This is a genomic window from Methanoregula sp. (assembly GCF_002835825.1).
GTDB lineage: Archaea > Halobacteriota > Methanomicrobia > Methanomicrobiales > Methanospirillaceae > Methanoregula.
Genome location: NZ_PIZH01000028.1, coordinates 1 through 11,432 on the forward strand (window position 1 = coordinate 1; position 11,432 = coordinate 11,432).

General features: G+C 56.0%; 9 protein-coding genes and 1 tRNA gene. 2 read left to right on the top strand and 8 right to left on the bottom strand.

Annotated features, from left to right (window positions below; all coding sequences use genetic code 11):
* Positions 1 to 4: 4 nt before the first annotated feature.
* From CW742_RS02030 to CW742_RS02040, 3 genes are all read right to left on the bottom strand, one after another.
* A tRNA-Leu gene (locus CW742_RS02030) sits at positions 5 to 89 on the bottom strand.
* A gap of 50 nt (positions 90 to 139) precedes the next feature.
* Positions 140 to 2,002, bottom strand: a complete 1,863-nt coding sequence (locus CW742_RS02035; protein ID WP_292415882.1) for an AMP-binding protein — start codon at positions 2,000 to 2,002, stop codon at positions 140 to 142.
* A 135-nt stretch (positions 2,003 to 2,137) separates the two neighbouring features.
* Positions 2,138 to 3,805: an acyl-CoA synthetase gene (locus CW742_RS02040; RefSeq protein ID WP_292415884.1), complete on the bottom strand. Its 1,668-nt coding sequence runs from the start codon at positions 3,803 to 3,805 to the stop codon at positions 2,138 to 2,140.
* Between the two features lie 240 nt (positions 3,806 to 4,045).
* On the opposite strand from CW742_RS02040, the gene CW742_RS02045 reads away from it, so the two are divergent.
* A complete protein-coding gene (locus CW742_RS02045) occupies positions 4,046 to 4,600 on the top strand; it encodes a TATA-box-binding protein (protein ID WP_292415886.1) in 555 nt (184 codons plus the stop codon).
* Between the two features lie 35 nt (positions 4,601 to 4,635).
* Here CW742_RS02045 and CW742_RS02050 read toward each other — a convergent pair whose 3' ends face one another.
* The 5 genes from CW742_RS02050 to CW742_RS02070 all read right to left on the bottom strand — a co-directional run bounded on the left by CW742_RS02050 (position 4,636) and on the right by CW742_RS02070 (position 10,610).
* The gene (locus CW742_RS02050; protein WP_292415888.1) at positions 4,636 to 7,332 is read right to left on the bottom strand and encodes a DEAD/DEAH box helicase; all 2,697 of its coding nucleotides are present in this window, start codon (positions 7,330 to 7,332) and stop codon (positions 4,636 to 4,638) included.
* Positions 7,319 to 8,074, bottom strand: coding sequence for a metallophosphoesterase (locus tag CW742_RS02055; protein WP_292415890.1), 756 nt, complete (start codon positions 8,072 to 8,074; stop codon positions 7,319 to 7,321). The genes CW742_RS02050 and CW742_RS02055 overlap by 14 nt, the downstream gene beginning before the upstream one ends.
* A complete protein-coding gene (locus CW742_RS02060; protein WP_292415892.1) occupies positions 8,071 to 8,841 on the bottom strand; it encodes a hypothetical protein in 771 nt (256 codons plus the stop codon). The genes CW742_RS02055 and CW742_RS02060 overlap by 4 nt, the downstream gene beginning before the upstream one ends.
* A gap of 99 nt (positions 8,842 to 8,940) precedes the next feature.
* Positions 8,941 to 9,492, bottom strand: a complete 552-nt coding sequence (locus tag CW742_RS02065; RefSeq protein WP_292415895.1) for a tetratricopeptide repeat protein — start codon at positions 9,490 to 9,492, stop codon at positions 8,941 to 8,943.
* 80 nt (positions 9,493 to 9,572) lie between these two features.
* Entirely contained in the window at positions 9,573 to 10,610 is a 1,038-nt protein-coding gene (locus CW742_RS02070; RefSeq protein ID WP_292415897.1) for a DUF3821 domain-containing protein, read from the bottom strand.
* Positions 10,611 to 10,759: 149 nt separating this feature from the next.
* On the opposite strand from CW742_RS02070, the gene CW742_RS02075 reads away from it, so the two are divergent.
* Positions 10,760 to 11,432 (top strand): replication factor C small subunit (locus CW742_RS02075; RefSeq protein ID WP_292415899.1); only part of this gene is annotated, 673 nt, incomplete at its 3' end.

The following is an 11,432-nucleotide window of genomic DNA, read 5'->3' on the forward strand; positions in this document are numbered from 1 at the left end:
CTGATGCGAGGAGCCGGATTCGAACCGGCGAACCCCTGCGGGATTAGGCCCTGAACCTAACGCCTTTGACCTGGCTCGGCGATCCTCGCGCCTGTATAGATTACCTGTTGGATTAAATAAAGGTAGGGGAGGTGAGGGCTTACGCCTTCTTCTGGCCGTTCATCTCGTTCTGGTACTTTTTCATCTCCTGATCACGGAGCTCGTTCCTGCGGATTTTACCGGAGATCGTCTTGGGGAGCGATTCGACAAACTCGATTGCACGGGGGTACTTGTACGGTGCGGTCACTTTCTTGACATGGTTCTGGATCTCGCGGATGAGCCCTTCGGACGGGGTGTATCCCGGCTTTAAGATGATGAAGGCCTTGACGATCAGGCCGCGGATATCATCCGGGGACCCGACAACCGCGGCTTCCTGGACGGCCGGGTGCTCGATTAAGGCGCTCTCGACCTCGAACGGTCCGATACGGTACCCGGAAGCCTTGATCACATCATCGTCCCTGCCAATGAACCAGAGGTAGCCGTCTTCATCCTTGTACGCCTTGTCACCGGTGTAATACCAGTCGCCGATAAAGGATTTTTTGTTCTCCTCGGGATTATTCAGGTACTCGCGGAACATGCCCACGGGGCGGGGATTGCAGCGGATCGCAATCTTGCCCTCCTCATGGAGGGGCACCGGCTTTCCGTTGTCGTCGTGGAGCACAATCTCCCACCCGGGGGAGGGGCGCCCCATGGAGCCGAACTTCGGCTGCATGCCCGGGAACGTCCCAATGCACAGGACTGTCTCGGTCTGGCCGTACCCCTCGTAAATGGTCAGGCCGGTTGCATCCTTCCATGCCTTGATGACCTCGGGGTTGAGAGGTTCGCCGGCACTGACGCAGTGCCGGAGCTCGGTGAAGTCGAACTTGTCAAGGTCTGCGAGGATCAGCATCCGGTAGATCGTGGGAGGGACGCAGAACGTGGTGATGCCGTATTTCTCGATTAACGGCAGGATCTCGGTCGCATTGAACCTGCCCCGGATATCGTAGACAAAGATGGCCGAACCCTCGATCCACTGACCATAGAACTTGCCCCACGCACTCTTGGCCCATCCGGTATCGGAAAGGGTCAGGTGGAGATCGGTCGAGCGGAGGTCATGCCAGAACCGTGCCGTGACAATATGCCCGAGGGGGTAACTGTGGTCGTGGACCACCATCTTCGGTTCGCCCGTGGTGCCGGAGGTGAAGAAGATGACGAGGGGATCGGTGCTTTTTGTCTTCTTCATTCCCGGAAGGGTAACGAGCTTTGCCGAAACCGGTGCCGGGTAGTCGAGTTCCACCGGGTAACTGATCCACCCGTCGCGTTTCCCGTCTATCAGCATCCGGCAGGTAAGGGACGGGCAGTCTTTCATGATGGCATCAATCGTATCGGCATGTTCGGTGTCGGTAATGACCATCTTGATGTCCGCGATATTGATGCGGTATTTGAGGTCCTTTTCCGTCAGCATCGTGGGCGCCGGGCAATAGACCGCACCGCGTTTGATCAGGGCGATTGTCGCGGTCCACCATTCCGGGATACGGGGGAGCATGATCAGGACGCGGTCTCCCTTGTTGATGCCGTACTTGATGAACATATTTGCAATCTGGTTTGAGAGACGCATCAGGTCCCAGAAGGTGAATTTCTTCTCTTCGCCTTTCTGGTTCACCCAGATCATCGCAAGCTTGTTCCGGTCCTTCTGTGCCCAGGCATCGATGACATCGAAGCCGAAGTTAAAAAATTCAGGGACATCGATCCGGAAGTTCTGTGCCATGGTCTCGTAATCGGGCATGTTATGCTGGTCGGGGGGGAGGCTTTTTCCGGTTGACGGGAGCGTGGCGGAGTTTACCGGCAGTGCACCAGGGATCGTGGAGAGATGGGCCTCGCAGGCCTCTGTGATCCATTCGGAACGTGACAGCCGTTCCTTTTTGGCAGACACATCGATCGTATCCGCAAGGCTATCATCCATAGTGATAGAATATCGCACCATACTGATCCATTTGGTGGTGCACTTATTACGTGTTTCGTTTTTTTGTGCATCAGATCTTCAGGTTATGGATATTGACACAACCAAAAAAAATCAGAAAATCGGGATAAATTGTTACTGCACCACAAGTAAAAATTGTTACTTGCTGTTAAGATATTTATTCAGTTCTGCTGCACGGAGTTCATTCCGCTTGATTTTACCGGAGATCGTCTTGGGAAGTTCGCTGACAAATTCAATCTGCCGGGGATACTTGTAGGGTGCCGTGGTGCGTTTGACATAGGTCTTGATCTCCCGCACCAGCGATTCCGAGGGTTCGTATCCTTTCTTCAGGACGACAAACGCCTTGACGATCAGTCCGCGGATACGGTCGGGAGACCCGACAACGGCTGCCTCCTGCACGGCCGGGTGTTCCAGGAGCGCACTCTCGACCTCGAACGGGCCGATACGGTATCCCGAACTCTTGATCACGTCATCGTCACGGCCGACAAACCAGAAGTACCCGTCATCATCGCGGTACACCTTGTCGCCGGTGTAATACCAGTTGCTGACAAACGACTTCTTGTTCTCTTCCGGATTGTCAAGATACTCGACAAAGAGGCCCGGCGGGCGGGGCTTGCAGCTGATGGCAAGCCGGCCTTCCTCGTGGTTTCCCAGTGGTTTCCCGTCATCGTCATGTACCTCAATCTTCCATCCCGGCGAGGGCTTCCCCATGGAGCCGGGGCGGGGTTCGACAGACGGAAACGCGGCAACGCAGCAGCAGGTCTCGGTCTGGCCGTACCCTTCGCAGATGGTCAGTCCCGTTCCTTCCTTCCACACCCGGATCACTTCCGGGTTCAGGGGTTCACCTGCGCTGGTGCAGTGCCGGAGCGAGGAGAGATCAAACTTCTCAAGGTCCGCAAGAATGAGCATCCGGTAAATTGTCGGGGGACAGCAGAATGTGCTCACCTGGTACTTCTCCAGCAGGGGGAGAACCTCGGTTGCCTGGAATTTCCCGGTGAAATTGTACACAAAGATGCAGGCGCCTTCAATCCACTGGCCAAAGATCTTGCCCCAGGCGCACTTGGCCCATCCGGTATCCGAGACCGTGAAGTGCAGGTCATTGTGCTTCACATCCTGCCAGAGCCGGGCAGTCACGATATGTCCCAGAGGGTACCCGTGGTTGTGGAGGACCATCTTGGGCTCTCCCGTTGTGCCGGAGGTGAAGTAGATGAGCATCGGATCGGTGCTCTTTGTCTTGAGATCGTCAGGGATACTCACGGACCGGTGGGAGACCGGCGCCGGGTAGAGCAGCTCATAGGGGAAACTTGCCCATCCCGCGAGTTCTCCATCAGCAATCATCCGGGAGGTCAGGGTGGGACACTCGTTGCAGATCTCTTCGACTTTTGCTGCATTCTCGAGATCGGTGATGACCATGCGGAACTTTCCCTTGTTGATCCGGTACTTGATATCACGGGCTGTCAGCATTGTCGGACAGGGAGCAAATACTGCGCCGAGCTTAATTAACGCAATGGCGAAAATCCACCACTCGGGGATCCGCGGGAGCATCACGAGTACGCGGTCGCCCTTGTTGATACCGTACTTGAGCAGGATGTTTGCAGCCTTGTTCGAGAGGTTCTTCAAATCAAGGAAACTGTATTTCTTCTCTTCCCCCTGCTGGTTCACCCAGATCATCGCAAGCTTGTTCCGGTCCTTTTTTGCCCAGAAATCGATCACGTCAAATCCGAAGTTATAGTATTCTGGCACATCGATGGCGAAGCGTTCGCACATCTTATCATAACTGTCCGTGCCATGAACGGTCTTTTTCATAGAATCGGGAAGAATGTTTTATCCGGTTCTTTTTCAATCTGCCTTTTTAAAATTCAGGAACAGGAGTACCGGTACTATACTTCATGCTCTGGCCGGGAGCACCATCCGTGAAACAGGCGTACCCGGTGCGGAGGAATTCATTCCTCCGGGGCGACAAAAAACGTCGGAACAACGTGCAAATGAGAGGACATAAAGGTTCTCCATTAGTATTATGATTCAGAGCACAGCATAGTATAGTGGATGGCTGACAAAAAGTACGCGTCATTGAAAATCGAGAATATCGTAGCTTCCGGCGTAATTGCCGATTCTATCAATCTTGCAGAAGTCTCGGGCAAGATCAAGAGCTGCGAGCTCAATACCAAGCGGTTCCCGGGTGCGGTCTACCGGATCGAAGACCCGAAGATCGCATCCCTGATATTCTCTTCGGGTAAGGTCGTACTGACCGGTATCCGCGACAAGAAAGCACTCACCGACGGCCTTGGCATCATCATCAAGTCCTTAAAGTCCGCCGGCGTGGACACGTTCAAGGAGCCCAAGGTCGCAATCACCAATATTGTCTGTTCCTATGATATCGGGAAATATATCAACCTCAATAAAGTGGTCATCACCTTGAACCTGGAGAATATCGAGTACGAGCCTGAACAGTTCCCCGGCCTTGTATACCGCATCAAGGATCCCAAGATCGTTGCGCTCCTCTTCTCTTCAGGAAAGATCATCCTCACGGGCGGAAAGAACCTTGAGGACATCAAGAAAGGCCTCGACTTCCTCGAGCAGAAGCTCGAGAGCATAATGTAATATCCTCTTTTTTCCTGCACCTGTGATTTACCGCATCATGCCCAGTACCGGTGGGTCTGGACAAAGATGCGTTCTGCCTTGAGGATCTCGCGATAGAAGGCATCCCCTTCTGCCAGCGTGCCGAGGATCCGCGAGGCAACCTCCGGCCCAACGCCCCGGGCTGAGAGTGCTATGATTGCCTTTTTACCGCTCGAAAGTACGATGTTGGCATTTCTCAAAAGCCGCTGCTCTGTTGAGCGTTCCTCGGCATTCTTCCGCGGCTTTTTCACTATGGCGTACTGCTCCTCCTCATAGGGTTTCAGTGCAGCAACCAGCCGGGCCCCGCACTTGGGGCACTGGGGATGGTCGTCAACACGGGAGACAACTGTCCGGGTCTTCCAGTCCCGGCAGTTCATGCAGGCAAGGATGACATCGTCCTGGCTGAGCCGGCGTTTGAGCGTGGAGAGTACGGCGCTGTCCCCGGAAGGTGGCGGGATCTGGTCGCGGGATGAGAGAAGCCCACCTGCCCCGATAAGGGAGTGCAGGCCGAGCGCCACCCGGATCTTCCCGTTCCGGACAAGGGTCACGATCGCTGCTGCGGTGTCGATATCCATGTACTCTGAGAGCAGCTCCCGATAGGCTTCGTGCTGGACAACCGTGTTGTCAAAGAAGTCAAGAAGGCGCTGGATACTGATCTTCTCATAGTCGGCATCGGGATCAATGGCCCCGAACTTTTTTGCAATCTGTACCAGCTTCCACTTGAAGAGCGCGGTCCGCTTCAGGGCAAGACGGAGTACGCCGGGCATGGTTGCAGGATCCAGGGAGAGAAGATGGTCGCGGACATCTGCCGCCCGGATGGATGAGGGAAGGCGCAGGAGCATCCGGTACGCGTCCAGTTCGAGACCGACCGTGGTACCATACCGGGCAGAGAGGAGGATCGAGAGCACTCGCCCGAGAGCCTCGTTTGCCTTGTGACCGGCACAGACATTGCAGACCACCCCGTCTTCGGTATTCTCAAGCGTGATAAGCTCGTCTGTCGGGACAAGAGACCTGTTTTTGTCCATCTCCCGGAAGAATGCCGAGGCAAAGGCGAGCCCGTCGGGTTCCGTGCGGTACTCCGCAAGCGACCGGGTCCTCCGGATGCCGCCGGCTTCCTGCGCCACGGAATGCGGGACCGGGATCTGCTCGCCTTCCCATGAAGGAAGCTCCCCGATTGCCTTCTTTGCAGGTTCCACGGTCAGTTTCCCGTCAGCAATCTCAAGGACACGCCAGAGCTGGCCCTTGGTGATGAAAACAACCCCTGTGTGCACCCAGCCAACAACGAAGGATTCGTCCAGGGTCCCGACCGTGCGCCGGGAGACGATGTCGAAGATGGGTACCTTCTTCTCGTCATGGATCATCGAGAGGTTCCCTGCAAGGTACCGTCGTGCCCGCGCGGTGGTGATGATCCGGCTCCCGTCTATCCGGATGAGGCGGTGGTCCTCCATCTGCCGGCAGACCTTTTCCAGGAGTTCGTCACAGTCAGGGAACAGGATTGTCCGTTCGCAGATCTCGCGTATCCGCGGGCGCTCGATCTCCCCGTATTCGACCGCAATCGCTGCAACCTGGTTTGCGAGGACATCTGCTGCTTGCCGTGGCAATACCACTGGTTCGATCTCGTTTGCGCCTGCCTTCCGGGCAATGACAAGGGATTCCAACAGGTCGTCAAATCCCGTGGCAAGGATGGTGCCGCGCGATATGGTATTCAGCTGGTGCCCTGCCCGGCCCACGCGCTGCACCAGGCGTGCAACCTCACGGGGCGAGCCGAACTGGATGACATGGTCAACGCGGCCGATATCGATCCCGAGCTCCATGGATGATGTGCAGATGAGGGTGCAGATCTCCCCTTTCTTGAACCGCTCTTCTGCATCGATCCGTACTTCTTTGGAGAGCGAACCATGGTGCACCTCAACATCCCCGTGGCCGAAGAGGGCGTGCCCGAGTGCTTCAGCGGTGACCCGCGTATTGACGAAGACAAGGGTCGATCCCTCGCGTTTCAGGTATTTCTTCAGCACTTCGACCTGGTGACGGAAATCGTCGCCCACATACTGCACCGAAAGGTCCAGCTGTTTGGCCACCGGCACCTGAACAACGGAGCAGGGCCGGGCCCCGCAGAGGAATCCCGCGATATCCCCGGGATTTCCCACGGTTGCCGAGAGGCCGATTCGCTGGAACGCACCGGCATACACGTGGAGGCGCTCGAGCCCGACAGCAAGCTGGGCACCCCGCTTGCTCCCGGCAAGCTCATGGATCTCGTCGATGATGACATACCGGACATGGGCAAGGTGCTGCCGGAGCCGTTTTCCCATGAAGAGCGCCTGGAAGGTTTCCGGCGTTGTTATCAGCAGATCGGGAGGTGAGAGTGCCTGTTTTCTCCGTTCCGCCATCGGGGTATCGCCATGCCTCACGCCCACGGTAAGGCCAAGCTCACCGCACCACCACTGCATGCGGGAGAGGATATCGCGGTTCAGGGAGCGCAGGGGCGTGATGTAGATGGCCTTGAATCCCCCTCCGGCCGGAAGGGAGAGGAGGCCGTCAAAGACCGGGAACATCGCGCTCTCGGTCTTGCCGGTCCCGGTGGGCGCAATGAGGACGATGTTCTTCCCATCAAGAATAAGGGGGATTGCCTGTTTCTGCGCATCGGACAGGGAGGTAAACCCGCGTTTCCGGATACACGAACGGACTCGCGGGTCCAGCCGTTCAATCGTCTTCATCCTGCACCAGTGCACTGAAAGGGCCGATGTACGTCCCATCGGCAAGGATGATCTCGGCGCTCCCGGGGTCCATGCACCGTGACAACGGGGAAAAGGGATCCCTGATAATACGGGAGATGTCGTACCCGGCAAGTTCGTTGAAGGCCGGCATGAAGAGAAGCCGGGTCTGTCCTGCACGGTCTTCGGGAACAGGGATATCTCCCTTGCCAGTCATCAGCCCGGCCCGGATATACGCAGGTTCCTGCAGGGCACAGCCAACTTCGTCGCGGAGGGCCAGGAGCGGGTGGTGGTGCCCGATAACAATGAGATTGCCGTACAGCTCCGGTGCAGGATACATATGCCCGTGGAGGAAACCGATCCCATCGATCAGCATTCCGTCCCTAGGACAGATCTCGCCTTCGCGGGCGAACCGCTCGAGGCCGATGTCATGGTTGCCGGGAAAGATGACCAGGGGTACCCGTGAGCGCACGGTTTCCATAATCCCCGGGAGTTCATGATACTCCTGCCGCGTCAGGGAGGGGATGCTGTGCTTGATATCCCCCAGGAGAATAAGCCGGTCCGGGTTGGCTGAATCGATGACCCGCATCAGTCGCTCCAGCCGCTCTGCACTCCGGCTGGCGAAGTGAAGGCCGTGGGCTGCAAGGTCGGCCTCGATCCCAAAGTGCAGGTCCGAGACAACCAGCAGGCGCTCTTCGTTCTCGATGACAAGCGCCGGGCCGCTACGGATAAATTCCAGTTTCATAAGAGCCTGACGTACCCTTTCCGGGGCTGGTAGCACTCGTCGTCCACAATGAGTGATTCCAGTGCCGCGAGCACTGCTTCCTTACTGATTCCCTTCCCGGCCAGCACAGCTATCACTTCTTCGACTGCAATGCCCTGCGGGCCCGGAGCAGTCCCAACCAGTTCCCGCACTTCAGATGTTACATCTGCTGCAATTTCCGCGGGAGCCGGGGCGAGCGGACGAATGCCCGAAACAACATGCTCCACCATCTCCAGGAGTTCCTGGAGGTCTTTTGTTGTGGTGGTGTAATGCCGGAGCGCCCTTCTGATATTGTCATCAGCATCCCCACCATTGATCGCAAGGCGCATCTGCCCGATGCGGCGGAGCGTGTATTCCGCGGTTGAGAGGTAGATCTGGTCGCGGGTGGCCCGGTCAATGGGCAGGATCTGTTCCGGGCGTATGGTGGGGGAACCGGGCCTCCGGTTCTGGTTCACCTGGGCAAGACCGGTTACGGTCACAAAGGAAGGTATCGGGATCGTAGTGATGGCATCCTTCAACGCTCCCTTTCTCCAGGAGATGAGATCAAAGGCCCCGGTAGGATCTGCCACGCGGCAGTGTGCCATGTCACCGGATTCCCCGGCTTCTGTCAAAACCCCGGCAAAAAATATCTGCCGACAGCAGGCACCGGACGGTGTAACGACCCCTCCCTGAACACCGCTGTCTCCCATGGGTTGAACGAGCGTTGACCGGGAAAACTCCCCGGCAAATACCCTGGCTGCACCTTCCATAATCCGTACTACTATAGTCCAGAGTAACTATTCAAGATATAGCCCGTGACAAGGGCGGTGCAGGTATCAGGAATAATCATTGCGCAAAAAAGGGAGCATCTACTGCAAGGAACGAGCCTTACAACAGACAAGGGCTACCAGAACCGAACATACAATGATACCGGGATGCAGGGGACTTTTTGCCGGGGTCGGGGTTGCCGGCTCAGAAGTATGAACGGGAACAGTCATGGGGGGAAAAAGACTGGAATCCAGGCGGTATGCCTGTGCATAGGCATCTGCTGCCTCGTTCATCCGGCCCAATGCACGGAGCGCATCCCCTTTACTGTAATAGGCAGCAGCATAGGCATTGGGAAGATCGGTTGCATTGACCGAGACCACGCGATCCGCGGCGACAATAGCTTCTTCATACCGGCCCAGTTGAACAAGAATTCCTGCCTGGTTTGCCCATGCAAGGGGCATGCTCTCGTTTATGGAGAGCGCTTTCTCGTTTGCCACAAGAGCAGCGGAGAACTGGCCGGCATTAGCAAGGTCTACGGCCTGATTATACCAGTACCAGGGATTTTCTTCAGCAGGGACATTCTCCGCTGCAAGTGCGGGTGTGATGATCAGAAGGCTTGCGACAATGACTAACAGTGCTGTTCTGATGTTCATGAAATCACTTCACCTAAAGTATGTGCCCGTGATCGTTAATAACGTGGCCAGGATCGATGAGAAAAAGAGGATATTACGTATCAGTACCTGCTTTGCGCGAGAAGAACACATGCACCCAGAAGCCCAAGAATAACTACCCAGAGGGGCAGGGGTGAATAGGTGACTTTTGCCACCGGTTCCTCAAGGGCAGGTACCGGAGGAGTAACTGCCTGTTCCGTGATAACAGGGGTTGGGGTGATTGTCCCGGGAGGTGTGGTGACAGGGGTTTCTGAAGGCTCAGTGGTTGTCTGCGTTGCAGGGGATTCTACCGGCACGAAGGTTACGCTTGCCGATGAGGTGGTTCTGCCATCCCTCATATCGGCACTGGTAAAGGATTCCTGCATGCCACCAAGGGTCTGGACAACTGTGAACGTGTAGGTTCCTGTCGGATACAGGAAGCCGCCCGTTGTATCACGGGAGAGCCGGTTCCATGCTTCCAGGTTTCTGCCATAATAGGTCGGGGTTGTTATGAATGGCGTGCTGTCGAAAATCAGGATCTGGGTACTGGGAGACCCGATACTGCCGGTATAGATATTTTTCATATCCCTTCCCGAGGGATTGGTCAGGGTAACAGTAAAAAATCCATCAGCCGGTGTGAGATCGGTACGGTTGGTGTAACTGAGAACCTTGTGAAGGTTCGTGTCGATCCGGTAGGTGATGTTTGTCGTGACGGGAACCGACTTCCCGGTAACGTCTTCATTCTTGTCAAGGTCCCAGACACGTATGGAGATCTGTGGTTCGTGAACGTTCAGCACAATAAAACGGGGTTGTCTGTCTTCGCAGTACCAGTTCCCGGGATACCCGCGGAAGAGATCCGGGCTGATATTGAAACTGTTGACCGGCAGGATCACGTCATTGACCCGTTGTATCGTGATATTCGTTGCCGCCGGGCCGGACATATCTGTCTCATCCGGCCACCAGGCTATTACCTTGCAGTCACGGATAGCTGAAGTGATACTGAGACCGGTTTCTCCGATGAAGACCGGCGCGCCGGTTGCAACCTTTTTTATACTGGCTGATGCGGGAGAACAGACCAGGAAAATGACAATGAGGGCGCAGAAAATATATTTTATTTGCATGGAAAGTAATTTCAAAACCCTTATGATAAACGTTATGACATTCAGTACTCACAGCATGCTGTTCCTGTTACCTGTACGATAATTTTCAAGGAACGCCAGCGCATAGTGATCCGTTACAAGAACAATTTTCACACGAAAGATGATCGAATATGGATGAGTCCCACACGATCTGGATAGAGAAATACCGCCCGCAGAAACTCGCTGATATCGTAGGACAGGACGAGATTGTCGAGAGACTGTCATCCTATGTCAGGAGCGGGAACCTCCCCCACCTTCTCTTCACGGGCAGCGCGGGCGTGGGAAAGACCACTGCGGCCGTAACACTGGCGCGGGAATTTTTCCGTGACTCGTGGCAGATGAACTTCCGCGAACTGAACGCATCGGATGAACGGGGAATCGACGTGGTAAGGAACCAGATCAAGCAGTTCGCCCGGACCACACCTCTCGGTGACGCGACATTCAAGATCCTCTTCCTTGACGAAGCCGATGCCCTGACCACCGATGCCCAGGCCGCACTCCGCCGCACGATGGAGAGTTACGCCCAGACCTGCCGGTTCATCCTCTCCTGTAACTACTCCTCCAAGATCATCGACCCCATCCAGAGCCGGTGCGCGATCTACCGGTTCAAACCGCTTTCGCCGGCCGCGATACGCGAGGAGATCCGGCGCATCGCGCACCGCGAAAGCCTGAATATCAGGCCGGATGCCATGGAAGCGATCGTATACATCGCACAGGGGGACATGCGCAAGGCGATCAACGCCCTGCAGGGGGCTGCAATCATCAGCCGTGATATCGATGCAACGATGGTGTATGCGATCACGT